Annotated in this window: 24 protein-coding genes; 13 read left to right on the plus strand and 11 right to left on the minus strand. The window is 76.4% G+C overall.

The features are described from left to right. Positions 1-34 precede the first annotated feature (34 nt). Together AAHH18_RS10050 and AAHH18_RS10055 are read right to left on the minus strand one after the other, a co-directional pair. Complete coding sequence (locus AAHH18_RS10050) at positions 35-1,399, minus strand: ATP-binding protein (protein WP_343301510.1); 1,365 nt, start codon at positions 1,397-1,399, stop codon at positions 35-37. Beyond that, on the minus strand, positions 1,396-2,049 hold the full coding sequence (locus AAHH18_RS10055; RefSeq protein WP_283319645.1) for a response regulator transcription factor: 654 nt from the start codon (positions 2,047-2,049) through the stop codon (positions 1,396-1,398). Before AAHH18_RS10055 ends, AAHH18_RS10050 begins: the two co-directional genes overlap by 4 nt. Before the next feature lie 94 nt (positions 2,050-2,143). On the opposite strand from AAHH18_RS10055, the gene AAHH18_RS10060 reads away from it, so the two are divergent. Genes AAHH18_RS10060 through AAHH18_RS10070 form a run of 3 tightly spaced genes read left to right on the plus strand, consistent with a single transcriptional unit; the run spans position 2,144 to position 5,242 of the window. Then, positions 2,144-3,388: a LolA family protein gene (locus AAHH18_RS10060; RefSeq protein ID WP_343301511.1), complete on the plus strand. Its 1,245-nt coding sequence runs from the start codon at positions 2,144-2,146 to the stop codon at positions 3,386-3,388. Continuing rightward, on the plus strand, positions 3,385-4,368 hold the full coding sequence (locus AAHH18_RS10065) for an ABC transporter ATP-binding protein (protein WP_343301512.1): 984 nt from the start codon (positions 3,385-3,387) through the stop codon (positions 4,366-4,368). Before AAHH18_RS10060 ends, AAHH18_RS10065 begins: the two co-directional genes overlap by 4 nt. Further along, on the plus strand, positions 4,355-5,242 hold the full coding sequence (locus AAHH18_RS10070) for an ABC transporter permease (RefSeq protein WP_343301513.1): 888 nt from the start codon (positions 4,355-4,357) through the stop codon (positions 5,240-5,242). The genes AAHH18_RS10065 and AAHH18_RS10070 overlap by 14 nt, the downstream gene beginning before the upstream one ends. Positions 5,243-5,270: 28 nt before the next feature. Here AAHH18_RS10070 and AAHH18_RS10075 read toward each other — a convergent pair whose 3' ends face one another. Beyond that, entirely contained in the window at positions 5,271-5,666 is a 396-nt protein-coding gene (locus tag AAHH18_RS10075; protein WP_283319641.1) for a DUF1304 domain-containing protein, read from the minus strand. Between the two features lie 72 nt (positions 5,667-5,738). On the opposite strand from AAHH18_RS10075, the gene AAHH18_RS10080 reads away from it, so the two are divergent. The 5 genes from AAHH18_RS10080 (at position 5,739) to AAHH18_RS10100 (ending at position 10,160) form a co-directional block, all read left to right on the plus strand. Next, the gene (locus tag AAHH18_RS10080) at positions 5,739-6,089 is read left to right on the plus strand and encodes an ArsR/SmtB family transcription factor (RefSeq protein ID WP_283319640.1); all 351 of its coding nucleotides are present in this window, start codon (positions 5,739-5,741) and stop codon (positions 6,087-6,089) included. Then, entirely contained in the window at positions 6,086-6,574 is a 489-nt protein-coding gene (locus AAHH18_RS10085; RefSeq protein WP_283319639.1) for an SRPBCC family protein, read from the plus strand. Before AAHH18_RS10080 ends, AAHH18_RS10085 begins: the two co-directional genes overlap by 4 nt. A 145-nt stretch (positions 6,575-6,719) precedes the next feature. After that, a complete protein-coding gene (locus tag AAHH18_RS10090; RefSeq protein ID WP_343301514.1) occupies positions 6,720-7,472 on the plus strand; it encodes a YoaK family protein in 753 nt (250 codons plus the stop codon). Between the two features lie 126 nt (positions 7,473-7,598). Further along, positions 7,599-9,149, plus strand: coding sequence for an ATP-dependent DNA ligase (locus AAHH18_RS10095; protein ID WP_343301515.1), 1,551 nt, complete (start codon positions 7,599-7,601; stop codon positions 9,147-9,149). A gap of 837 nt (positions 9,150-9,986) precedes the next feature. Beyond that, positions 9,987-10,160: a hypothetical protein gene (locus tag AAHH18_RS10100; RefSeq protein ID WP_283319636.1), complete on the plus strand. Its 174-nt coding sequence runs from the start codon at positions 9,987-9,989 to the stop codon at positions 10,158-10,160. Between the two features lie 155 nt (positions 10,161-10,315). On the opposite strand, the gene ligD is transcribed toward AAHH18_RS10100, so the two are convergent. The 4 genes from ligD to AAHH18_RS10120 all read right to left on the minus strand — a co-directional run bounded on the left by ligD (position 10,316) and on the right by AAHH18_RS10120 (position 14,542). Beyond that, positions 10,316-12,007, minus strand: coding sequence for a non-homologous end-joining DNA ligase (ligD, locus tag AAHH18_RS10105; RefSeq protein ID WP_343301516.1), 1,692 nt, complete (start codon positions 12,005-12,007; stop codon positions 10,316-10,318). A gap of 10 nt (positions 12,008-12,017) precedes the next feature. Next, positions 12,018-12,866, minus strand: a complete 849-nt coding sequence (locus AAHH18_RS10110) for a DUF4118 domain-containing protein (RefSeq protein WP_343301517.1) — start codon at positions 12,864-12,866, stop codon at positions 12,018-12,020. Between the two features lie 180 nt (positions 12,867-13,046). Further along, on the minus strand, positions 13,047-13,706 hold the full coding sequence (locus tag AAHH18_RS10115) for a YdeI/OmpD-associated family protein (protein WP_343301518.1): 660 nt from the start codon (positions 13,704-13,706) through the stop codon (positions 13,047-13,049). Between the two features lie 77 nt (positions 13,707-13,783). Next, a complete protein-coding gene (locus AAHH18_RS10120; protein ID WP_343301519.1) occupies positions 13,784-14,542 on the minus strand; it encodes an SDR family oxidoreductase in 759 nt (252 codons plus the stop codon). Positions 14,543-14,643: 101 nt separating this feature from the next. Between AAHH18_RS10120 and AAHH18_RS10125 the strand changes: the two genes are divergently transcribed. Beyond that, complete coding sequence (locus AAHH18_RS10125) at positions 14,644-15,492, plus strand: helix-turn-helix transcriptional regulator (RefSeq protein WP_343301520.1); 849 nt, start codon at positions 14,644-14,646, stop codon at positions 15,490-15,492. Positions 15,493-15,498: 6 nt separating this feature from the next. Here the strand turns inward: AAHH18_RS10125 and AAHH18_RS10130 are convergent, their stop codons facing one another. After that, entirely contained in the window at positions 15,499-16,428 is a 930-nt protein-coding gene (locus tag AAHH18_RS10130; protein ID WP_343301521.1) for an AraC family transcriptional regulator, read from the minus strand. Between the two features lie 122 nt (positions 16,429-16,550). Between AAHH18_RS10130 and AAHH18_RS10135 the strand changes: the two genes are divergently transcribed. Both AAHH18_RS10135 and AAHH18_RS10140 read left to right on the plus strand, forming a co-directional pair. Next, on the plus strand, positions 16,551-17,327 hold the full coding sequence (locus AAHH18_RS10135; RefSeq protein WP_343301522.1) for an SDR family NAD(P)-dependent oxidoreductase: 777 nt from the start codon (positions 16,551-16,553) through the stop codon (positions 17,325-17,327). Further along, positions 17,324-18,136 carry an SDR family NAD(P)-dependent oxidoreductase gene (locus AAHH18_RS10140; RefSeq protein ID WP_343301523.1) on the plus strand — a complete coding sequence of 271 codons (813 nt, stop codon included), beginning with the start codon at positions 17,324-17,326 and terminating at the stop codon, positions 18,134-18,136. The genes AAHH18_RS10135 and AAHH18_RS10140 overlap by 4 nt, the downstream gene beginning before the upstream one ends. 104 nt (positions 18,137-18,240) lie before the next feature. Here the strand turns inward: AAHH18_RS10140 and AAHH18_RS10145 are convergent, their stop codons facing one another. Together AAHH18_RS10145 and AAHH18_RS10150 are read right to left on the minus strand one after the other, a co-directional pair. Next, entirely contained in the window at positions 18,241-19,266 is a 1,026-nt protein-coding gene (locus tag AAHH18_RS10145; RefSeq protein WP_343301524.1) for an alpha/beta hydrolase, read from the minus strand. After that, positions 19,263-19,595, minus strand: coding sequence for a putative quinol monooxygenase (locus AAHH18_RS10150; RefSeq protein ID WP_283319626.1), 333 nt, complete (start codon positions 19,593-19,595; stop codon positions 19,263-19,265). The genes AAHH18_RS10145 and AAHH18_RS10150 overlap by 4 nt, the downstream gene beginning before the upstream one ends. A gap of 240 nt (positions 19,596-19,835) precedes the next feature. Between AAHH18_RS10150 and AAHH18_RS10155 the strand changes: the two genes are divergently transcribed. Beyond that, a complete protein-coding gene (locus AAHH18_RS10155) occupies positions 19,836-21,242 on the plus strand; it encodes a glutamate decarboxylase (RefSeq protein WP_343301525.1) in 1,407 nt (468 codons plus the stop codon). A 39-nt stretch (positions 21,243-21,281) separates the two neighbouring features. After that, complete coding sequence (locus AAHH18_RS10160) at positions 21,282-22,937, plus strand: APC family permease (RefSeq protein ID WP_343301526.1); 1,656 nt, start codon at positions 21,282-21,284, stop codon at positions 22,935-22,937. A 64-nt stretch (positions 22,938-23,001) separates the two neighbouring features. Here the strand turns inward: AAHH18_RS10160 and AAHH18_RS10165 are convergent, their stop codons facing one another. Further along, positions 23,002-23,574 carry a TetR/AcrR family transcriptional regulator gene (locus AAHH18_RS10165; protein WP_343301527.1) on the minus strand — a complete coding sequence of 191 codons (573 nt, stop codon included), beginning with the start codon at positions 23,572-23,574 and terminating at the stop codon, positions 23,002-23,004. Positions 23,575-23,592: the final 18 nt, after the last annotated feature.

The following is a 23,592-nucleotide window of genomic DNA, read 5'->3' on the forward strand; positions in this document are numbered from 1 at the left end:
GTCCAGCGGTCACAGAACGTTGGTGTGAGATGCGTCACATGGGCATGCGCAGCTCGGCGCGGAGCCCCGGGGCGTCGTCGTCCGCCGGGCCGTCGGCTGCCGGGCCGTCGCCGTCCGCCAGCACGACCTCGCCGCCGAGCTCGCGCGCGACCTCCCGCGCGATCGCCAGGCCGAGCCCGCTGCCCCCGGCGGCCCGGGCCCGGGCGTCGTCCAGGCGCACGAACCGCTCGAACACCCGCTCGCGGTCGGCCGCCGGGACGCCGGGCCCGTCGTCGACCACGGCCACGCGGCCGTCCGTCACCTGCACCCGCACGGCGGACCGGGCGTGGCGCAGCGCGTTGTCCGCGAGGTTGCGGACCACCCGCCCGACGGCCGCCGCGTCGCCGCGCGCGCGTCCGGCGCCCACCACCTCGGCCCGCACGCCGGGGCGCCCCGCCGCCGTGACCGCGAGCGCCAGGGCGTCGCGCGCGACGTCGCCGAGGTCCACCTGCTGCGACGCCGGCGGCCGGGAGCCGACCCGCGCGAGCAGCAGCAGGTCGTCGACGAGCGCCTGCATGCGGGCGACCTCGTCGCCGAGCTCCGCCACCAGCTCGTCGCGCTCGTACGCCTCGGGGTGGGTCCGCGCGACGTCGAGCGTCGCGCCGAGCGCCGCCAGCGGGGTGCGCAGCTCGTGCGCGGCGTCGGCCACGAACGAGCGCTGCCGGGCGGCCGCCACCTCGAGCCGGTCGAGCATCTCGTTGAGCGTGCGGGCGAGCGCCCCCACCTCGTCGTCCGTGCCCGGGTCCGGCAGCGCGCCGGGGCCGCCCGCCCGGGCCACCTGCGCGGCGGCGGACCGCAGCCGCTCCACCGGCCGCAGCGCGCGGCCGAGCGCCACCCAGATGGCGAGCGCGAGCACGGCCGTGAGCACCGGGACGACGCCCACGAGCGACAGCCGCAGCGCCCGCACGAGGCCCTGGACCTCGGCGAGCGGCACCGTCGCGACCACCACGGAGCCGTCACCGGGGTCGGCGACGGCGACGCGCGCGGCGCGGTCGTACGCCGTGGCGGTGCCCACGACGACGGGCGCCCGCTCGCGCAGCCCGGCCACCTCCGCGGCGGGCAGGACGGGCAGGGTGCGGCTCGCCGTCGGCGACGTCGCCACCACGCGCCCGCGGGCGTCCAGCACCTGCACGATCTCGCCCGGCTCGGCGACCGGCAGCGCGTCGGGCACCTGGTCGCCCGCGACGAGCGCCGCGACCGTCGCCGCCCGCGCCCGCACCGCGTCGTCGAGCGCCGCCACCCGGCTGCGCTGCACCACCGTGCTCAGCAGCACGGCGCCGACCGCGAGCGCCACGCACAGCAGCCCGGCGGTCACCACCGTCAGCCGCGCGCGCAGCGACCAGCGGCGGACGCGGGTCACCCGCCCACCCGGTAGCCCGCGCCCCGGACCGTGCGCACCGCGTCCCGGCCGAGCTTGCGCCGCAGGTAGCCGACGTACACCTCGACCACGTTGCCGTCCTCGCCCGGGCCGTCCCAGACGTGGTCGCGGAGCTCGACCTTGCCCACGACGCGGTCGGCGTTGCGCATGAGGTACTCGAGCAGCGCCAGCTCGCGCGCGGTCAGGTCGACGGGCGCCCCCGCGGCGGTCACCGTGCGGGCCGCGGGGTCCAGCACGAGGTCCCCGGAGGTCAGCACCGCCGGCCGCACCTGCGCGGGCCGGCGCAGCAGCGCGCGCAGGCGGGCGACCAGCACCACGAACGAGAACGGCTTGGTCAGGTAGTCGTCGGCGCCGACGTCGAGCCCGTCGGCGACATCGTGCTCCCCGTCCTTCGCGCTCAGCAGGAGGACGGGGGTGGTCACGCCGGCCTCCCGCAGCGCCGTGACCACGTCGTAGCCGTTGCGCCGCGGCAGCATGACGTCCAGCACCACGACGTCGTAGTCCCGGTCGGTCGCCAGCTCCAGGCCGGTCTGCCCGTCGTACGCCACGTCGACCGCGAAGCCCTCGGCCGTCAGCCCGCGGCGCAGGGCGCTCACCAGCCCGCGCTCGTCGTCCACCACCAGCACCCGCACCCCGGCAGCATGGCACCCGGCGAGCGGGGCCGGCAGCGCGACGGCCGGGCGCCTCTCAGCGTCCCCTCAGCGTCGGCACGGCAGGGTGGGTGCCATGTCCGAGACCCGTGCCCGCCGCACCCTGTCCCCCCGCGCCCGCTGGGCGGTGCCCGGCGTCGTGGTCGCCGCCGTGGCCGCCGCGATCGCGGTGCCCGCCCTGGCGACCGCCGACTCCGCCGGGCTGCCCGACGTGGACGCGCAGGAGCTGCTCTCCCGGGTCGCCGCCGCGGAGCCGACGCCCGTGCAGGGCACCGTCGTCTACACCGCCCGGCTCGGCCTGCCCGAGCTGCCGGTCTCGGAGATGACCGGCGCGGACCCGGTGAACCTGCTCGGCGGGTCGTCGACGCTGCGCGTGTGGTCCGACGGCGGCGACCGCTCCCGGGTGGCGCTGCTCGGCGCGACGTCCGAGTACTCCGTCGTGCGCGACGGCGCGCAGGCGTGGACCTACTCCTCCACCGACGACGCCGTGACGCACTACCGGCTCGACGACGCCGGCCAGGCCCGGTACGACGCGCTGGCGGGGCAGCTCGAGGCAGGCGCGACGCCGCCCGCCGCGGCGGACCTGCCGACCCCCGACGAGGCCGCCTCGCAGGTGCTCGCCCGCGCGGAGCAGGACTCCACGGTGACGGTCGACCGGCCGACGACCGTCGCGGGCCGCGACGCCTACCAGCTCGTCGTCAGCCCCGAGGACGACGCCACGCTCGTGTCCCGCGTCGTCGTGGCGGTGGACGCCGAGACCTCGGCCCCGCTGCGCGTGCAGGTCTGGGCCACCGGGGACGCCGCGGCGCCGTCGCTCGAGGTCGGGTTCACGGACGTCGCGTTCAGCGCCCCGGACGACTCGGTGCTGGCGTTCTCGGCGCCCGCCGGGGCGAGCACCGAGGAGGTCGTCGTGCCGCTGCCCGAGGTCGACCCCGCCGCCGTCCCCGACCCGGAGCACGCCGCCCTGCCGGAGGGCGTGGCCGTCACCGGGTCCGGGTGGTCGAGCGTCGTGGAGCTGACCGACGTCGACGTCGCCGGCCTCGTCGGCGGCGACACCGGCTCGCTCGCGACCGTCCCCGGCGCCGACCGGGTGCTGGGCTCCGAGCACGCGCAGGACCTGGTCCAGGAGTTCGTGCCGACCGACGAGGACGGCAAGGTCACCCGCCCGGGCCTGGACGGCGCCGCGCTGTACGAGCAGCTCACGACCGAGGTCCCCGAGGGCCGGCTGCTGTCCTCGACGCTGCTGAGCGTCCTGGTGACGGACGACGGCCGCGTGCTGGTGGGCTCCGTCCCGGCGGACGTGCTGCGCGCGGCGGCATGACCGTCGCCACCGACTCCGGGTCGCCCTCCCCCGCGCCCGGTGACCTGGCCGTCCGGACCGCGGGCCTGACCAAGCGGTTCCGGTCCGGTCAGGTCGCCGTCGACGGGATCGACCTCGCCGTGCCGCGGGGCGCGGTCTACGGGTTCCTCGGGCCGAACGGATCGGGGAAGACCACCACGATCCGCATGCTGCTGGGCCTCGCCCGGCCGACCGCCGGGCGGGCCTGGCTGCTCGGGTCGGCGATCCCCGAGGACGCGGCCCGCGTGCTGCCGCGCGTCGGCGCCCTCGTGGAGGGACCGGCGTTCCACCCGTACCTGTCGGGCCGCGCGAACCTCGCCCGGCTGGACGCGGGCGACGCCACCGCGGACCCGCGGACGTCCCGGCGCCGGGCCGACGCGGCGCTGGACCGGGTCGGGCTGGCGGCGGCCGCGACGAAGCCCTACCGGCAGTACTCGCTCGGGATGAAGCAGCGCCTGGGGCTGGCGGCCGCCCTGCTGCAGCCCCGGGACCTGCTGGTGCTCGACGAGCCGACCAACGGGCTGGACCCGCAGGGCACGCGCGAGGTCCGCCACCTCGTGCGGGAGCTCGCGGACGGCGGGGCGACCGTGCTCGTGTCCTCCCACCTGCTCGCGGAGATCGAGCAGGTGTGCTCGCACGTCGGCATCATGAGCCGCGGGCGGCTGCTGCTCCAGGGCGAGCGGGCGGAGCTGCTGGGCCGAGGTGCCGCCCACCTGGTCGTGCGGACCCGGCCGGCGCAGGTCGGCGCGGCCGCGGACGTGCTCGCGGCGCTCGGTCTCGACGAGGTCCGGCCGGACGCCGCCGGGACCGTGACGGCGCTGCTGGGCCCGACCCCTCCGGAGAAGGCGTCCGCCGCGCTCGTGCACGCCGGGGTCGACCTCGTGGGGCTCGAGGTGGCCCGCCCGAGCCTGGAGCAGGTGTTCGTGGAGCTGACCGGGGAGGGTTTCGATGTCGCGCGCTGACGCCCCGGCGGCACCGCTGCCCGCGCTCGCCACGCCCGCCCCAGCGCCCGCGCCCGTCGCCTGGGCCCGGCTGCTGCGCTCGGAGCTGCGGCTGGTCTTCGGCCGGCGCCGCAACCTCGTCCTGCTCGCCGGGCTGGCGCTGGTGCCGGTGCTGCTCGGCACTGTCCTGTTCCTCACGCGCGACAGCGCGCTGGCGGGACAGGGGCCGTCGTTCGTCGACCAGGTCACCGGCAACGGGTTGTTCCTGGTGGTCGCGGCGCTGTTCCTCTGCCTGCCGTTCCTGCTGCCGCTGTGCATCGGCATCGCGTCCGGCGACGCCGTGGCCGGCGAGGCGTCCGCCGGCACGCTGCGCTACCTGCTGGTGGTGCCGGTGCCGCGGACCCGCCTGCTCACCGTGAAGGCCGTCGCGGCGCTGGCGTTCGCGGCCGCCGCGGTGCTCGCGGTGGCGGTGACCGGCCTCGTCGTGGGCGCGGTGTACTTCGGCCTGCACGACGTGACCCTGCTGTCCGGCACCACCGTGCCCGTCGGCGACGGCGTGCTGCGGGTGCTCGGCGTCGTGGGCTACGTGGGGCTGTCTTTGACCGGGCTGGTCGCGGTCGGGCTGTTCTTCTCCACGCTCACCGAGGTGCCGGTCGGCGCGATGGCCGCCACGGTCGTCGTCGCGATCGTCTCGACCGTGCTCGACTCGCTGCCCCAGGTGTCCGCGATCCACCCGGGTCTGCTCACGCACCACTGGTTCGACTTCGCGGAGTTCCTGCGGCTGCAGGTCGACTGGGGCGTCGTCGCGGAGGGGCTCGGGGTGCAGGTCGCGTGGGTGGCGGTGTTCGGCTCGCTGGCGTGGGCGCGGTTCACCACCGCGGACGTGACGTCGTAGGGACCTCGGCGCCCCGGTGCCTCCAGACCTAGGTGAGCAGGCCGACGGCGGTCGCCACCACGGCGAGCAGCGGGAGCAGGCCCTGCGACGCGGCCGCCCGGGCGCGCCCGGGTGTGCCGCGCGAGCTGAGCAGCAGGACAGCGGCGGCCGCGGCCATCGAGCCGCAGCCGGCGATCACGAGGGCGGCCCCGGCGGAGCCGTGCCCGAGCGCCGTCAGCACCACCCCGGTCGCGGTGGCCACCGCGAGGAACAGGTTGTACCAGCCCTGGTTGTAGGCCATCTCGCGGGTGGCCTCGGCCTGCTCGGGGGTGGTGCCGAACGTCCGCCGGGCGCGCGGGGTGGTCCAGAGCACGGACTCCAGCACGAAGATGTACACGTGCAGGAGCGCCGCGAGGGTCGCGAGGACGAGTCCGGTGGCGATCATGCGCACCAGTGTGCTCCCCCGTGCCCGGTGCCCCGTTGTGCGGCGCCGGGCACCGGCGTAACGTACAACCACATGGTTGTACGTCAGCTGGACCCGGACGAGGTGGACCGCGTGTTCGCCGCACTGGCCGACGCCACCCGGCGCGACATCGTCACCCGGGTGCTGCGCCGCGAGGCGTCGGTCAGCACGCTCGCCCGGTCCTACGCCATGAGCTTCGCCGCCGTGCAGAAGCACGTCGCCGTGCTCGAGCGCGCGCACCTGGTCGTCAAGCAGCGGCACGGCCGCGAGCAGGTCGTCCACGCCGACGTCACGACCGTCCGGGCCGCCGCACGGCTGCTCGACCGCTACGAGGAGATCTGGCGCGGCCGACTCGACCGCATCGACGCCCTCCTCGGCGAGGCACCTGGAGAGGACGCACCATGACCGTCGTCGACACCGTCACGGACACCGACGCCCTGACGCTCACCATCGTGTCCGAGCTCGCCGCGCCACCGGAGCGCGTCTGGCAGGTGTGGGCCGACCCGCGGCAGCTCGAGCGCTGGTGGGGCCCGCCCACCTGGCCGGCCACGTTCACCGCGCACGACCTCGTCCCCGGCGGCCGGGCCGCGTACGTCATGACCGGCCCCGACGGCGAGCAGGCCCACGGGTGGTGGCGCGTCCTCGCCGTCGACGCCCCCCGGTCGCTGGAGCTCGACGACGGCTTCGCGGACGGCAGCGGGGCTCCCGACGACTCGATGCCCGTGACCCGGATCCGGGTGGACCTCGCGCCCCTCGGCAGCGGGACGCGCATGACGATCGTGTCCCGGTTCGCGGACGCGGCGCAGATGGCGCAGGTCGTGGCGATGGGCATGGCCGAGGGCATGTCCGAGGCGCTCGGGCAGGTGGACGCCCTGCTGGCCGAGGGCTGAGCGGGGCCGGCTGGGCCGGGGTCGACTCGGCCGGGGTGGGCTGGGCCGAGGGTCCCGGCCAGTCATGGGATGACCGGGTGCACCATGGCCCCGTGGACGTCGACCCGGCCGGCACCCGGCCCTCCCGCCCGACCGGTGGCACCTCGTGGTGAGGGTCCGGTCGCGCGCCGAGCACCCGGCCACGGGCGTCGCGCTCGCCGTCGTCGGCGGGTTCCTCGACGCGTACACGTTCGTCGCGCACGACGGCGTGTTCGCCAACGCCCAGACGGGCAACGTCGTGCTGGTCGCGGTCGCCTGGGCCCGCGGCGACGGCGCCCACGCCGCCCGCTACCTGCCGATCATCGCGACGTTCGTCCTCGGTCTGGTCGCCGCCGAGGTCCTCGCCGCGCACCGGCACCGGCGCTGGCTGCACGACCCCACGCGGCTGGTGCTCGGCACCGAGATCGCGGTCCTGCTGGCGGTCGCCGCGCTCCCCCGCGCCACGCCCCACCTCGTCACCACCTGCGCCGTGTCGTTCGTCGCGGCACTGCAGGTCACGACGTTCCGCCTGGTGCGCGACACCAGCTACAGCACCACCATGACCACCGGCAACCTGCGCACGCTCGTCACGGCCGCCTACGAGTGGCTGACCGGCTACGACCCCGCGCAGCGGGCCGTCGTCGCGCGCCTGTCCGCCGTCGTGCTCGCGTTCGCCGCAGGAGCCGGGGCCGGCGCGCTCGCCAGCGGGCCGGACGCCCTGGGCACCCGCGCCACCGTGCTCGCGGCCGTGGTGCTCGCCGGGGTGCTGACCGCCGTCGAGACGCACACCCGGCGCCACCCGCACACCCTCGTCCTCACGCCCGCCCCCGGCAGGGCCGCGGCGCGGGTCGGAGCACGCGCGGACGACGGCGCGGACTGAGACGGCGCGCGCCCGGGACACCCGACGACCGGCCCGGCCCGCGTCCGGGCGGGCTGCCACGGACGAACCGGCGTCAGGGGCGGGCGTCGGGGGGCGGGTGTCGGTGGTCGGCGGCAGGATGGCGCCGTGCTGCTCGCCGACGTCGCCGCGACCTCCGCCGGCCTGGCCGCGACCCGTTCGCGACTGGCCAAGCGCGCCCTGCTCGTCGACCTGCTGCGCCGCACCGCCCCCGACGAGGTGCCCGTCGTGGCCCGGTACCTCGCGGGCGAGCTCCGCCAGCGTCGCACCGGCCTCGGGTGGCGCTCCCTGCGCGACCTGCCTGCCCCGGCGGAGGCGGCGTCCCTCGAGGTGCTGGACGTCGACGCCGCCTTCGAGCGCATGGCGACTCTCTCCGGACCGGGCTCAGGCGGTGCACGCACCGCGATGGCGGCCGACCTGTTCGGTGCCGCGACCGGGCCCGAGCAGCGGTTCCTCGCGGGCCTCGTCACCGGCGAGGTCCGGCAGGGCGCGCTGGACGCCCTGCTGCTCGACGCCGTGGCCGAGGCCGCCGGAGTGCCGGCGCCGGTCGTCCGCCGGGCCGCGATGCTCGCCGGGGCCAGCGAGCCGGTCGCCGTGGCCGCGCTGGCCGCGCCCTCCCCGGAGGCTGCCCGCGCCGCGCTCGAGGGGGTCGGCCTGACGGTCGGACGGCCCGTGCGCCCGATGCTCGCCGCCTCCGCGCCGGACGTGGCGACCGCCGTGGCCGGCTTCGACGGCCGGCCGGTCGTCGTGGACGCCAAGCTCGACGGCATCCGGATCCAGGTGCACCGCGACGGCGACGCGGTCGGGGTGTTCACGCGCAGCCTCGACGACATCACCGCGCGCGTCCCGGAGGTGGTCGCCGCCGTGCGCGCGCTGCCGCTGCGGACCGCGGTGCTCGACGGCGAGGCGCTCGCGCTCGACGCCACGGGACGTCCGCGCCCGTTCCAGGAGACCGCCGCCCGCAGCGCCACCCGCGACGCCGACCTCGCCGCGACCACCGAGCTGCGCCCGTTCTTCTTCGACCTGCTGCACCTCGACGGCCGCGACCTCCTCGACGCCCCGCTGCGCGAGCGCCTCGCCGCCCTCGACGCGGTCGCCGGCGGGCTCGTGGTCGAGCGGGTCGTCACCGACGACCCCGACGTCGCCGGACGGGCGTTCAGCGGCTGGGTCGCGGCCGGCCAGGAGGGCGTCGTCGTCAAGGACGCCGACGCCCCGTACGAGGCCGGCCGTCGCGGGTCGTCGTGGGTCAAGGTCAAGCCGCGCCACACCCTCGACCTGGTGGTGCTCGCCGTCGAGCGCGGGTCCGGCCGGCGGGTGGGCTCGCTGTCGAACATCCACCTCGGCGCCCGCGACCCCGCCGGGGGCTTCGTCATGCTCGGCAAGACGTTCAAGGGCATGACGGACGAGATGCTGGCGTGGCAGACCCAGCGGTTCCGCGAGCTGGAGGTCGCCGACGACGGCTGGACCGTCACCCTGCGCCCGGAGCAGGTCGTCGAGGTCGCCTTCGACGGCGTGCAGCGCTCACCCCGCTACCCGGGCGGCCTGGCACTGCGCTTCGCGCGCGTCATCCGCTACCGCGACGACAAGCCCGCCGACGAGGCGGACACGATCGACACCGTCCGCACGATCCTCCCCTCCCCGGACCCCGACCCCAACTGACCCCCGCGGCGACCTCCCCACCTCTCCCGCCCGCACGCACACCCCTGCGCGCCCGCCCGCCAGCAGGCCGGCACACCCGCACACCGGGGCGCCCGCACCCCCGCGCACCTCCTCCCGTTCGGAGGCTCCGAACGGGATCGGAGGGGTCCGCGCGGGATCGTGGTGGTCCGCAGAGCACCACGATGACCCCTCGGAGCCTCCGACCGGGCGCGCACGGGGATGCGCGGGTACCCGCACGCGGGTGGGCGGGCGAGCAGACACGTGGGTGGGCGGGCGGGGTCGCACGCGGGAGGCCCGTGCGCTGCTTTGCGCTCTGGCGCGCACACCCTCCTCCCCGTTGGGAGGCTCCGAACGGGATCGGAGGGGGCCGCGCGGGATCGTGGTGGTCCGCGGAGCACCACGATGACCCCTCGGGGCCTCCGACCGGGCGCGCACGGGGATGCGGGGGTACCCGCACGCGGGTGGGCGGGCGCGCAGACACGTGGGTGGGCGGGCGGGGTCGCACGCGGGAGGCCCGTGCGCTGCTTTGCGCTCTGGCGCGCACACCCTCCTCCCCGTTGGGTGGGGGTGGGGGGGTGGGCGGCGGGGCGGGCTGCGGGGTGGTGGGGTTGGGACTCTGGTCCCTGTACTCCGGGGAGGGAGCGGGGGGCGGGTGGGGTGGAGTGCGGAATCACCCTCGGCGAGCGGGTGGTGCGGGGCCGCGGACGTGCTCGGACGCGGGAGGCTGTGGACGTGGACCACCACCCCCGGTCCACAGGCCGCAAGGACGCGACCCGTCCCTCTGCGGTGACCCGCCGGTGGCGCACCCCGCCACCTCGACCAGTGCAGGAGGACCCCGTGCACCCGGATCTGTACCTCATCGTCTACCGGCAGCAGGAGCGCGAGCTCGAGAGCCGCCTGGAGCACCGCCGCTCCCAGGCCACGCGCGACGCATCCCGCCCGCGGGCCGCGCGCCGCACCGCCGCCGCGTTCACCGCCCTGGCGCCGCGACGGCGCCACGGACTGGCCTGACCCGACCTCCGCCGCGGCGGGCCGGGGTCCCCTCCCCTCGCCCGCCCGGCGACCCGGCCCCGTGCCGGTCCGCGGCTCCGGCCCCTCCGAGCACGACCCCCCGCTGGCGCGCCGCCGCCCGTCCGCGCATGCCCGTCCGCGCCGGCCCGTCCGCCTCAACCCAGGCGCGGCAGCGTCTGCCCGCCCTGCAGCAGCCCGCGGAACGGGTCGCCCCGCTCCTGCACCCGGTCGAGCACGGTCCGCACGGTGAACGCGTCCGGCCGCAACCAGGGCTCGTCCAGCTCGTCCCACGTGATCGGCGCGGACACCGGCGCCCCCGGCCGCGCCCGCGGGCTGTACGGAGCCACGAGGGTCTTGTTGACGGCGTTCTGCGTGTAGTCGAGCCGCGCCTGACCGCCGCGGGCCTTCACCTCCCAGCGCCAGGACACGAGCTCGGGCACGACGGCTCCGACCGTCCGGGACACGCGCTCGACCCACGCCCGGGTCTCGTCGAACGTGGGCCCGGGCGTGATCGGCACCCACACCTGGATGCCGCGCTGCCCGGTGACCTTCGGGTAGGCGCGGACGCCGAGGTGCTCGAACGCGTCGCGGTGCAGGCGCGCGAGCAGCAGCACGTCCTCCCACGCGGTCGACGGGCCGGGGTCGATGTCGACCAGCGCGTACGTCGGCCGGTGCGGCGCGTCGGTGCGGGAGGTCCACGCGTGCCACTCGAGCGCGCCGAAGTTGGCCGCCCACACCAGGGCGGCCGGCTCGTCCACCACGAGGTACGTCGCGGTCTCCCCGGGGTCGGCCCCGGGGTTGCGCCAGCGCGGGAGCCAGTCGGGGGCGTGCCCCGGCAGCTCCTTGTGCCAGAACCCGCTGCTGGCGGCGCCCTGCGGGTAGCGGTGCATGTTCAGGGCCCGGCCCCGCAGGTACGGCAGCGCGACCGGCGCGATGCGGGCGGCGTAGCGCAGGAGCTCGCGCTTGGTCACCGGCTCCTGCCCGTCCCGCGCCGGGAACAGCACCTTGTCGAGGTTGGTCACCCGCAGCCGCCGCCCGAACACCGGCCACGTGCCGCCGGCGGGACCGAGGTCGTCCAGCCGGGCGAGCTCGTCCGGCGTCGGCGGCGCGACGTCGGGCGGGCGCAGGTCGACGGACGCCTCGGCCGCGGGCAGGTCGGAGCGCCACAGCCGGTCCGGGTCGGCCTTCACCTCGTCGTTCGTGCGCCCGCTCACCACGGAGCGCGGGTGGTCCTCCGCGTCCCAGCCCCGGACCGCGTGGTCGTCGTGCTTGTGGACGAGCAGCCACTGCTCCTTGCCGTCCTCGCCGACGGCTCCGCGGCGCACGAGCACCAGCCGCCCGCGCAGCTTCTCGCCGTTGACGTCGGCGTGCAGCTCCCCGGCGGCGACCGCCGCGCCCGGGTCGTCCGTGCCGTGCGGCTCCCACGTCCCGCGGTCCCAGACGACGACGTCGCCGCCGCCGTACCCCCCGGAGGGGATGACGCCCTCGAAGTCCTCGTACTCCAGCGGGTGGTCCTCCACGTGCACGGCCATGCGGCGGACGTCCGGGTCGAGCGTCGGACCGCGCGGGACCGCCCACGACACGAGTACGCCGTCGATCTCGAACCGCAGGTCGTAGTGCAGCCGCCGGGCACGGTGCCGCTGGACGACGAACCGCCGCGCCCCCGGCCGTCCCGCACCGGCGTCGCCGGGCGCCCCCGCCGGCTCGGGCGTGCGCCCGAAGTCCCGCATCGACCGGTAGGTCTCGAGGCCGCGGGCTCCGCCGTCGCGCGCACCCTCGTCCCGCTCACCCTCGTCCCGGGCGCCGGCGTCGCGCGGGCGCCCACGATCGCGTCGTCGACCGGGCACGTGCCCCGTTCTAGCGGCCCGCGGACGGCGGCGCGACCGCGGGCGGCGCCCCCGGGGCGAAGGCCGCACCCACCTGGTCGGCGAGCAGCGCGGCCACCCGGCGCTGCTCGACCGACGGCCGCACGACCCGGGTCGCCGCGCTCACCAGGAACCGGCCGTGCACCGTGCCGCCCCCGGACACCTCGAGCTGCACCAGGTCGTCGGTGGGAAGCCCCTGCCGGTCGACGTCGATGACGGCACCCCGCCGCGTGACCGACCCGTCGCGTTCCAGGACGGTCGCGGACGACGACGGCCGGCGGCCCGGCACGGTGACGGCGGCCTCGTACCGGCAGTCGTCGGCGCCGAGCAGCTCACGGACCTGGTCGGCCACCTGCACCGCGAGCAGGCCGGGGTCGGCCGGGCGGGCCGCGACGACGTCCGCGGTGCGCAGCACGCCGTCCAGGTAGCCGGAGCGGCGGCTCGCGCGGGCCTGCTGGCGGCGGCCCCAGAGCGCGATCTCGCTGACCGCCAGACCGGTGAGCAGCAGCAGGACGGTGGCCTCGACCTCCTCCGGCTCGGCGATCGTGAAGCTGAGGACCGGCTCCACCAGGAAGAAGTCGAACGACAGCCCGGCGGCGAGCGCGGCCACCACGCCGGCCGCACGCAGCCCGGAGGCGGATGCCGCGACCACGAGGAGCACGAGCACCAGCACGGCGGTCACCGCGGTGACGTCGAGCAGGTGCATCCCGATCGCCGCGACGGGCGGTGCGAGCACGGCGAACGCGAGCACCGCCGAGCGCCGGGGCACCAGCTCCTGACCGGGCCGTGCCGCCGTGGCGTCCCCCGCCGGCGCGGCCGTCCCCGCTGTCGTCCTCGTCATGGCGGACCTCCCGTTGCCGCAGGCGCCCGGGACGTGAGCGGCCGGCTCGATCCGGCCCGCCCCGGGCTCATGCCCAGCCCACACCCGGGGGGCGCGGCCGGCGGACGTCCTGACGGGATCCGAACGGGGGTGCGCAGGATCCTCACAGGACCCTGACGGCGGTCCCGGCGACCACGGGCGTCAGGACCGCCCGAGGTCGCCCCCGGGCGCGCCCCCGTCCCCGGGCACGCCCCCTTCCCCGGGCACACCCCCGTCCCCGGGCGCGCTCAGCGCCCGCACCGCCCGCTCCAGGCGTGCGGCACGCACCGCGTCGCCGGGCGCCGTCATGAGCGGGTGCAGCACCGCGTACCGCTGCTGACGTCCGAGCGCGTCGAACCGGGCGCGGGCGCCCGGCACGGCGTCGAGCGCGGCCAGCAGGTCGGCCGGCACCTCGGCGGACGCCTGGCCGGCGTACGCGCGCTCCCAGCGCCCGTCCGCCCGGGCCCGGTCGACCTCGGCCTGCCCGCGCTCCCGCATCCGCCCCTCCGCGACGAGGCGCGCCACGTGCTCCACGTTCCGCTGCGACCACAGCGAGCGCGCACGCCGGGGCACGAACCGCTGCCGGAACGTCGTGGCGTCGCCGCCGCGCCGCTGGCCGTCGATCCACCCGCTGCACAGCGCCTCGTCGAGCGCCTCCGCGTACGTGAGCGACGTCGGGTCGGTGACGCCCTTCTTGGCGAGCACGAGCCACACCCCGTCGGAGTCCGCCTCGTGCGCGTCGAGCCAGGCCCGCCACGCGGCGACGTCGGGCACCGTCAGCGTCGCCGGCGCACCGGCGGGGGTGGGCGTCGTCGCGGGCACGGGGCGCTCCTCGGGTCGGGGGCACGACCGTACGCGACCCCACCGACACCCCGCCCCGCCCCCGCGGCGGCGGCTCGTCAGCGCGCGTGCCGGTCCCGGCTGTTGAGCGTCGCCACCACCTGGGCGTAGTCGCCGCGGGCCTCGCCGTACCGGAGGAACTTCACGTTCTCGACCTGGATCTCCGTGGCGTCCGGCTGCGTCTCGATCAGCTCCACCACCTCGGTGACGAAGTCCTCGAGCGGCATCGCGAGCTCGTTCTCCCGCTGACCGGGCATGAGGTCCGTCTGCACGGCCGGCGGCTCGAGCTCGAGCACCTGCACGGACGTGCCGGCGAGCTGCAGCCGGATGGACTCGCTGAGCATGTGGATCGCCGCCTTGGTGGCGTTGTAGGTGGGCGTCACCCGCAGCGGGGCGAACGCGAGACCGGACGACACGGTCATGATCGTGGCGGCGGGCCGGGACTGCAGGTGCTCGACGAGGGCCGCGATCAGGCGGATCGGGCCGAGCAGGTTGGTGACGACGGTCTGCTCCGCGTCGGCGAGGAACCCCGGGGTCGTCCAGTCCTCGGCGCGCATGATGCCCGCCATCGTGACGAGCACGTTGAGGTCGGGGTGCTCGCGGACGACCTGCGCGGCGGCGTCGCGGACGCTGCCGGGGTCGGTGGTGTCGACGACGACGGTGCCGAGCCCGTGCTCGGCGGCGACCTGCGCGAGCAGCTCGGCGCGGCGGCCGCCGACGACCACCGTGTTGCCCTTCTCCTGCAGGCGCAAGGCGAGTGCCAGGCCGATGCCGCTCGTGGCACCGGGGATGAAGATCGTGTTGCCGGAGATGTCCATGCCCACCACTGTCCGCGTCGCCCCGGGGCCGCTCCAGAGAGCGCTCGTCGGGGGATCGCCGGTCCCTGGCTGGCCCGCGGGGCCGCGCCCATACTGCACGGGTGGACCGTGACCTCCTCGCCGGGTTCCTCGTGAGCCGCCGCAGCGCCCTGCAGCCCGCGGACGTGGGCCTCGTGGCCGGCGTCCGGCGCCGCACGGCGGGCCTGCGGCGGGAGGAGGTCGCGCAGCTCGCCGCCATGTCGACCGACTACTACACCCGGCTCGAGCAGCGCCGCGGCCCGCAGCCGAGCACGCAGATGCTCGCCTCGCTGGCGCGCGCCCTGCGGCTGACGCCCGACGAGCGGGACTACCTGTTCCGGGTGGCCGGCCACAGCGCGCCGGAGCGCCACCCCGCCCCCGACTACATCGCCCCGGGTCTGCTGCGCGTGCTGGACCGCCTCACGGACACGCCGGCGCTCATCATCACGGCGCTCGCCGAGACGCTGGTGCAGAACGAGCCCGCCCGGGCGCTGTTCGGGGACACCAGCTCGCTGACCGGCCTCGAGCGCAGCGACATCTACCAGTGGTTCGCCCACCCCGGGACCGAGCGCCGCCGCTACCCGCGGGACGACCACGACCGGCAGGGCCGCGCGCAGGTCGCGTCGCTCCGCGCGGCCCTGGGCGCCGCCGGGCCGGACTCGCGCGCGGCGGAGATCGTCCGGGAGCTGTCGCGGCGCAGTCCCGAGTTCGTCGCCCTGTGGGCCGAGCAGGAGGTGAGCCGGCGGTTCACCGACCACAAGGTGCTCGTCCACCCCGAGCTGGGTGAGATCGAGGTGGACTGCCAGGCCCTGTTCACCGAGGACGCGTCGCAGGTGCTGCTGGTGCTCACCGCCCCGCCCCGCACGGAGGCCGCGAGCAAGCTCGCGCTGCTGGCGGTGCTGGGGTCGGAGCGCGTCTCGACGCGCTCGTAGCGCCGGTCAGGCGGGCGCCGCCCCCGTCGGGTCCAGCGTCTGCCGCAGCAGCGCCGCGTCCCGGCTCGGCGGGACCCCGAACTGCCGGCGGTACTCCCGGCTGAACTGGGACGGGCTCTCGTACCCCACCGCGTAGGCGGCCCCGGCGACGTCCCCGGGCCGGGCCAGCAGCCGGAGCCGGGCCTCCTGGAGCCGGATGCGCTTCTGGAACTGGATCGGGCTCATCGCCGTCACCGCCTGGAACGTCCGGTGGAACGCGGACGGGCTCATGCTGGCGAGCCGGGCCAGCTCCGCCACCCGCACCGGCTCGCTGTAGCGCTCGCGCATCCACCGCACGACGTGCCGGACGCGGTTCAGGCTGCTGTCGGCCAGCCCGAGCTGCCGCACGGTGGCGCCCTGCTCGTCGGACATGAGCAGCCAGAGGATCTCCCGCTCGATCAGCGGCGCGAGCACCGGGATGTCGCGCGGGTGGTCGAGCAGGCGGAGCAGGCGCACGCACGCGTCGAGCAGGCGGTCGCCGGCACGGCCGACGGCGACGGCGGGGGCGACCGCACCGGGCGCCGGCCGGGGGAACGCGGTGGCCGCCGGGCCGAGCATGAGCTCCGCGACGACCTCGGGCCGCAGCGTCAGGCCCATCCCCAGCGCGGGCGTGGCCGGCGTGGCGTCGGTGAACCAGCCGCTCACGGGCAGGTCCACCGACGCCACGACGTACTGCCCCGGGCCGTAGCCGTGCACGGTGCCGCCGACCGAGAGCGTCTTGGTGCCCTGGGCCACCACCGCCAGCACGGTGCCGGTGGTCGACTCGTCCGGCGACCCGGAGGTGGTCATCCGGGACACGACGACGCCCGGGACCGCGGTCGGTGTGGTGCCGGTGCGGGCGTGCCGGTCGACCAGCGCCCGCAGCTCGTCGAGCGCCCGCGGCTCCTCCAGCACCATGACCCGAGTCAAGCAGAGGTCGGCGCGAGGGTCGCCGGTTCCGGCCGCCCCCGGCAGGATCAGGCAAGGACGCGCGACGATCGCCCTCACACCCGGCGCACCGGCGGGGGTTCGCTGGACGCATGGACACCCCGAGCACGGACCAGCAGGTCGTGGTGGTCACCGGCGGCACCGCCGGGATCGGCCGCGGCACCGCCGTCGAGGTCGCCGCCCGCGGGCACGCGGTCGTCGTCACGTACCGCACCCGCCCGGACGAGGCCGACAGGACCGTCGCGCTGCTGCACGAGCGCGGCGCCCGGGCCGCCGCCCTGCCGCTGGACCTCGGCGCCGCCGAGACCTTCCCGGAGTTCCGGGAGGCGCTGGCGCGGGTGCTCGGCGGGTGGGGCACCTCGACGCTCGCCGGCCTGGTGAACAACGCCGGCGCGGGCGGCGGCCGCCCGTTCCAGGAGACGACGCCCGAGCACCTCGACGCGTCCTACCGGGTGCTGCTGCGCGGGCCGTACCTCCTCACGCAGACGCTGCTCCCCCTGCTGGCGGACGGCGGGTCGGTGGTCAACGTCTCGAGCAGCTCCGTGCGCCCGGGCGAGACCGAGGCGGGCTACTCCGCGTACGCCGCGATGAAGGCCGGGCTGGTCGTCGCGACACGCTACCTGGCGCGGGAGCTCAGCCCGCGCGGCATCCGCGTCAACTCGGTCGCCCCCGGGCCGACCCGCACCCGCATCGCGGACGACGCCTTCGAGCGGTTCCCCGAGATCGCCGAGGCGATCGCGGCCCGCACCGCCCTGGGACGCCTCGGCGAGCCGGAGGACATCGGGCGCGTGATCGCGTTCCTGCTGTCCGACGACGCCCGGTGGATCACCGGCCAGGACGTGCAGGTCGCCGGCGGGTACGCGCTGTGAGCCCCGGCGCCGGCCCCCTGGGCACGGTCGTGCTCACCGGGGCGACCAGCAGCATCGGCGAGGCGGCGGCGCGCCGGCTCGCCTCGCGCGCCACCCGGCTCGTCCTGCTCGGCCCGGAGCCCCCGGACGACGTCGCCGACGTGCTGGCGGGCGTCCGACGCGGCGGGCCCGCCGAGGTGCACTACGTGGCGGCCGACTTCACGCGCCTGCGCGAGGTCGTCGCGGCGGCCCGGCGCGTGCGGGCGGTCGCGCCGCGCATCGACCTGCTCGTGCACGACGCCGCGGTGCCGGGGTCGCCGGAGCGGGTCCTGACGGAGGACGGCTCCGAGCGGACTCTGCAGGTGGACGCGCTGGCCCCGGCGCTGCTGACCCGGCTGCTCGTGCCCGCCCTCCACCCGGGCTCGCGCGTGGTGGCCGTCGCGTCCTCCGCGCACCGGGTCGAGCCGCTCGACCTGGACGACCCCGACCTCGTGCGGGGCTACGCCCCGGTGACCGCGTACGCCCGGGCGAAGGGCGCGATGCTCGCCTGGGCGCTGGCGCTGGCCGACGAGCTCCGGCCGTCGGGCGTGGACGTGGTGGCGGTGTGCCCGGGGCTCAACGCGACCGCCCTGAGCGCCGCCCTCGCCGGCCCGGTCGGCGGGTCCCCCGACCGCGGCGCCCGGCGGGTGCTGCACGCCGCCACGGCCGACGTCCCCTCCGGGTCCTACCTCGAGGACGACCGCGTCGTGCCACCGGCCGGCGACGTGACCTCGGCCGCCACCCGCGAGCGCCTCGCCGCGCTGCTGTGGGCGCGGTTGCGGCCGTTCTGAGCCCCGAGGAGCACGCGCGTCTCTGGGCCGACGGAGGCGGCGGTCCGGGCGTCGCTCGGCCTCTAGCCCGGCGGTGCCGTGGCCCGCCGGTCGCGACGCCGCCGTCACCCCTCGCGCAGCACCCGCCGCAGCCAGCCGAGCCGGCTCGCCCGCGCCGCACGCGACACCGCCGCGTCCGGGAACAGCGCGTCGAACCCGTGGAACCCGCCCGCCCACACGTGCAGCTCCGCCTGCCCGCCGGCCGCCCAGATCCGGGACGCGTAGTCCACGACCTCGTCGCGGAACACCTCCGCGGAACCCGCGTCGAGGTACGCGGCCGGCAGTCCCGCCAGGTCGGCCGCCACGCTCGGGGACACGCTCGCCGGCACGTCCGCCGGCTGCGCCCCCAGCACCGCGGACCACGCGAACCGGTTGGACTCCAGCGACCACACGCCCGGCCCGGTGAACTGCCGGGCCGACGTGGTCGCGCTGCGGTGGTCGAGCATCGGGCACACCAGCACCTGGGCGGCGACGGCCGGACCGCCGAGGTCGCGCGCCAGCAGGACGACGCCCGCGGCCAGCCCGCCGCCGGCGCTCGTGCCGGCGACGACCACCCGGTCCGGGTCGACGCCGAGCTCCGCGGCGTGGTCCGCGAGCCACACGAGGGCGCGGTACCCGTCCTCGACGATCGTCGTGCCCGTGACCTCCGGCGCCAGCCGGTAGTCGACGGTCACCACCACGGAGCCCAGCGCGTCGAGCCACTCCAGCGGGATGTCGACCTGGGAGAACCGGTCCCCCATCACCATGCCGCCGCCGTGCAGCCACAGCACCGCGGGCGCTCCCGGGCCGGAGGGCGTGGCGTCCTGCGCGGCGTCCTGCTCAGCGGGCGACAGCACGGTCAGGGGCAGCGACGTCCCGTCGGCGGCGGCGACCTCGGTCTCCCGTCGCCGCACCGCGCGGCCCGCCAGCACCGTCGCGGGCCGACCCACGGCGTACGGGCGGATCAGCGGCAGCGACTCGGCGGACAGCGTCGGGAGGTCCGGCATGCCGGCCAGCAGGGCGGCGAGCTCCGGGTCGACAGCGGGCCGCGCCGGGCGCGTGGTCGCGGGACGCGCGGTCGCGGGCCGCGCCGTCACGGGCCGCGCGGTCACGGGAGCAGCGCCTTCCCGCCGACCGGCGTGAGGTCGGTGTACTCCGGCTCCTTCGCGAGCAGGCCCGCGAACCGGGCGACGATCGCCTGCGCGGCCTCCCCGGCGAACACGCGGTGGTGGTCCACCTCGGTCGTCCAGCCCTCGATGACGTGGGCGACGTCCGGGTCGGCGGCCGAGCGGCTCACGAGGTACACGAGGCAGTGCTCGCTCGTCGCCGGGTTGCCCCGGTCGAGGCCGGACAGCAGCAGGGCGACGAGCTCGTCGCCGCGGCCCGGGTGGGCGGTCATGGTGGAGGTGAAGCCGTAGGTCACGGCGCTCTGCGAGGTCATGCCTCCATCGAGCCACGGCCGGGTCGCGGGGCCCTAGAGGGATCCGCCGCGATCCGTGCCCGATCCTGCTCGGGTCGGCTCCTGCGTCCCGGGACCCCCGGTCGGCGGTCGCCGCCGACGGGAACCAGGTCTAGCGTCGAGGACGTGACATCCGTCACACGGCGCTGTGACAGGTCCGCCCGACGTCTGAGCCCACCCCGAGCAGTGCCTCCGCAATCGGCACTGACAGGGGGAAGTGCTGTGGTCACGACGACGCGCAGAGTGGAGCGGCAGGAGAACGAGCAGGACGCGGTGGGTCTCAACCCGCTGTTCGCCCGGCCCGGGGAGGCGACGGAGCTGCCGAAGTTCCGGCTCCCCGACGGCGAGTCCCTCCCGGAGACCGCCTACCAGATCGTCCACGACGAGGCGATGCTCGACGGCAACGCCCGGCTGAACCTCGCCACGTTCGTCGGCACGTGGATGGACGACCACGCCGGCCGCCTGTACCTGGAGGCCGCCGACAAGAACATGATCGACAAGGACGAGTACCCGCAGACCGCCGCCGTCGAGACGCGGTGCTGGACCATGCTGGCCGACCTGTGGCACGCGCCCGACCCGGACCGCACCATCGGCACCTCGACCATCGGGTCGTCCGAGGCGTGCATGCTCGGCGGCCTGGCGCTCAAGCGTCGCTGGCAGCACGCCCGGCACGCCGCGGGTCTGCCGACGGACCGGCCCAACCTCGTCATGTCCAGCGCGGTGCAGGTGTGCTGGGAGAAGTTCTGCAACTACTTCGACGTCGAGATGCGCACCGTCCCGATCTCGTGGGAGCACAAGGTGCTCGACGGGCACGGCCTCGAGCAGTACGTCGACGAGAACACCATCGGCGTCGTCGCCATCCTCGGCGTGACGTACACCGGCATGTACGAGCCGGTCGCGGACGTCGCGGCGGCGCTGGACCGGATCCAGGAGTCCACCGGGCTGGACGTGCCGATCCACGTCGACGGCGCCTCCGGCGGGATGATCGCGCCGTTCCTGCAGCCCGACCTGGTGTGGGACTTCCGCGTGGACCGGGTCGCGTCCATCAGCACGTCGGGGCACAAGTACGGCCTCGTCTACCCCGGCGTCGGGTGGGTGGTCTGGCGCACCGCCGACGCGCTCCCCGACGACCTGGTGTTCCGCGTGAGCTACCTCGGCGGCGAGATGCCGACGTTCGCGCTGAACTTCTCGCGGCCGGGGGCCCAGGTGCTGCTGCAGTACTACGTGTTCCTGCGCCTGGGCACCGAGGGGTACACCCGCGTCCAGGGCGCGTCCCGGGACGTGGCGCTCTACCTCTCCGGCGAGATCGCGCAGATGCCGGCGTTCGAGCTGTGGAACGACGGGTCGGACATCCCGGTGTTCGCCTGGCGGCTGCGCGAGGGCCACACGGAGAACTGGAACCTCTACCACCTGTCGGACCGGCTCCGGATGAAGGGCTGGCTGGTGCCCGCCTACCCGATGCCCGCCGACCTGCCGGACGTCACGGTGCAGCGGGTGGTGGTGCGCAACGGGCTGAGCCGGGACCTCGCCGAGGCCTTCCTGGCGGAGCTGGGTGAGCAGGTCGCCTACCTCGACGGCCTCACCGGGCCCATGCCGGCCGAGGCCCACCACCCCGGCTTCCACCACTGAGGGGGCACGGCCATGGACCAGCCAGACCGCCCTGCCTCCATGCCCGCTCGCGGTCGGGCTCCGGCGACGTCGGCGCCCGTGCGCGCCGACGGCACCGCGGCACCGTCCGCCGAGCACGTCGCGGCGCACCCGTACGGGCCGCCGCACGACCGGACGCCACCGGGCCACACCGGGCCCGCGATCGGCGCCCCGTCCGCGAGCGCCACCGCGTACATGTCGGTGGTCCAGCTCGCGATGCTGACCGTCGTCGTCGTCGCGTCCCTGCGCTCACTGCCCGCGATGTCCCTGTACGGCCTGGGCTCCGTGACGCTGTTCATCGTCCCGGCGATCCTGTTCCTCGTGCCGACCGCGCTGGTGGCCGCCGAGCTCGCGACCGGCTGGAAGGGCGGCGTCTACACCTGGGTGCGCGAGGCGTTCGGCGGGCGGCTCGGGTTCGTCGCGATCTGGCTCCAGTGGATCCAGAACGTCGTCTGGTACCCGACGCAGATCGCCTTCATCGCCGCGAGCCTGTCGTTCGTGATCGGCGACCAGGGCATCGCGGACAACGGCCTCTACACCGCCGTCGTCATCCTCGTCCTGTACTGGGGCTCGACGCTCATCACCCTCGCGGGCGGCACGCTGTTCGCGAAGGTCGGCTCGTGGAGCGGCATCCTCGGGACGCTGTTCCCCGCGGCGCTGCTCATCGTGCTCGGCGCGGTGTGGCTCGCGACGGGCGAGCGGTCGGAGACGACCCTCGAGGCGTCGGCCGTCGTGCCGCCGTGGACGGGCATCGCGTCGATCGTGCTCGTCGTGTCCAACGTGCTCGCGTTCGCAGGCATGGAGGTCAACGCGGTCCACGCGAACGACCTGCGCGACCCCGGCCGCGGGTTCCCCCGGTCGATCGCCATCGCCACCGGGCTCATCCTGGCGGTGTTCATCCTGCCGACGATCGCGATCGCCGTCGCGGTGCCCCGCGCGTCGCTCGGCCTGACCAACGGCATCAACCTCGCGTTCCAGCACTTCTTCGACCACTGGGGCCTGGGGTGGGCGACCCCCGTGATCTCGCTGCTCATCGCGCTCGGCGCCTTCGCGTCGGTCGTCACATGGATCGCGGGGCCGTCACGCGGCCTGCTCGCCGCAGCCCGCACCGGGCTGCTGCCGCCGGCGCTCCAGCGTCGCAACAAGGCGGGCGTGCAGGTCGGCATCCTCGTCGCGCAGGGGGCGGTCGTCACGCTGCTGGCGCTGCTGTTCGTCGTGATCCCCAACGGGAACACGGCGTTCGTCGCGCTCGTCGACATGGCGGCGGCCCTGTACCTGCTGATGTACATGCTCATGTTCGCGGCCGCGATCCGGCTGCGCCGCACCCACCCGGAGGTCGTGCGCACCTACCGCACGCCGGCCATGACGTTCGTGGCCGGGCTGGGGTTCGTGGCGTGCGCGGCGGCCTTCGTCCTGGCGTTCGTGCGCCCCGACGGGTTCACCGGGCTCGGCGAGGCGACGTACCCGCTGGTCGTCCTGCTCGTCGTCGTCGTGCTGGGCGGACCGCCGCTGCTGTTCTACGCCCGCCGCAAGCCGGCGTGGGACCAGCGCACGGCCGAGGAGCGCCGCACGGCGGACACGGTGCTCGTCAACCCGCCGGCCCCGGGCGGGGCGCCGCGGCGTCGCGCTGCCGACGACGGGGCGGGAGGCACCGGCACCGGCTCCGGCACCGGGTAGCGCCGGTGCGCGCACGAGGGCCCGGGCCGTCCGGTCCGGGCCCTCGTCGCGCAACGGGCTCCGGCTACCGCCGCACCCGCAGCCCGTCGACGAGCAGCCGCACCATCGGGTTGGGCGAGCCGTCCGGGGACGGCGCGCGGTGGCTGAGGTCGCCGATGGCCTGGAGCAGGTCCATCGGGTCGACGTCCGGCCGGACCTCGCCGTCGGCCGCGGCGGCCTCGATGAGCGCGCGCAGGGCCGGGCCCAGGGCGTTCTCCAGGTAGGTGGGCAGCGCGTCGAACGCCGGGTCGCCCGAGCGGAGGGCCGCGGCGAGCCCCTGCTTGGTCGCGACGAACTGGGTGAACCGGGCGATCCACTCGTCCAGCGCCTCGCCCGGCGGGAGCCGGCGCAGCAGCTCCTCGGCGGCCGCCGCCGTGGCGTCGATCTCCGTGGTGAAGACCGCGGCCACCAGGTCCGCACGGGTCGGGAAGTGCCGGTAGAGGGTGCCGACGCCCACCCCGGCCTCGGCGGCCACCTCGCGCGCCGGCGCGTCGACGCCCGAGCGCTCGAACACCGTGCGGGCGGCGACGAGCAGGGCGTCGGCGTTCTGCCGGGCGTCGGCGCGCAGGGGCCGGGGGCTGGCGGCGGAGGGCGTCACGGGTCACCTCGCTGGACA

It is taken from the genome of Cellulomonas olei, assembly GCF_039548315.1.
Lineage (GTDB): Bacteria > Actinomycetota > Actinomycetes > Actinomycetales > Cellulomonadaceae > Cellulomonas.

Bases quoted from the DNA above. Each gene is read 5' to 3' on its own strand.
- AAHH18_RS10160 (WP_343301526.1), top strand. From the start codon at position 21,282: ATGCCCGCTCGCGGTCGGGCTCCGGCGACGTCGGCGCCCGTGCGCGCC.
- AAHH18_RS10120 (WP_343301519.1), bottom strand. From the start codon at position 14,542: ATGGACATCTCCGGCAACACGATCTTCATCCCCGGTGCCACGAGCGGC.
- AAHH18_RS10135 (WP_343301522.1), top strand. From the start codon at position 16,551: ATGGACACCCCGAGCACGGACCAGCAGGTCGTGGTGGTCACCGGCGGC.
- AAHH18_RS10085 (WP_283319639.1), top strand. From the start codon at position 6,086: ATGACCGTCGTCGACACCGTCACGGACACCGACGCCCTGACGCTCACC.
- AAHH18_RS10130 (WP_343301521.1), bottom strand. From the start codon at position 16,428: ATGGTGCTGGAGGAGCCGCGGGCGCTCGACGAGCTGCGGGCGCTGGTC.
- AAHH18_RS10070 (WP_343301513.1), top strand. From the start codon at position 4,355: ATGTCGCGCGCTGACGCCCCGGCGGCACCGCTGCCCGCGCTCGCCACG.
- AAHH18_RS10150 (WP_283319626.1), bottom strand. From the start codon at position 19,595: ATGACCTCGCAGAGCGCCGTGACCTACGGCTTCACCTCCACCATGACC.
- AAHH18_RS10060 (WP_343301511.1), top strand. From the start codon at position 2,144: ATGTCCGAGACCCGTGCCCGCCGCACCCTGTCCCCCCGCGCCCGCTGG.
- AAHH18_RS10075 (WP_283319641.1), bottom strand. From the start codon at position 5,666: ATGATCGCCACCGGACTCGTCCTCGCGACCCTCGCGGCGCTCCTGCAC.
- AAHH18_RS10065 (WP_343301512.1), top strand. From the start codon at position 3,385: ATGACCGTCGCCACCGACTCCGGGTCGCCCTCCCCCGCGCCCGGTGAC.
- AAHH18_RS10080 (WP_283319640.1), top strand. From the start codon at position 5,739: ATGGTTGTACGTCAGCTGGACCCGGACGAGGTGGACCGCGTGTTCGCC.
- AAHH18_RS10110 (WP_343301517.1), bottom strand. From the start codon at position 12,866: ATGACGAGGACGACAGCGGGGACGGCCGCGCCGGCGGGGGACGCCACG.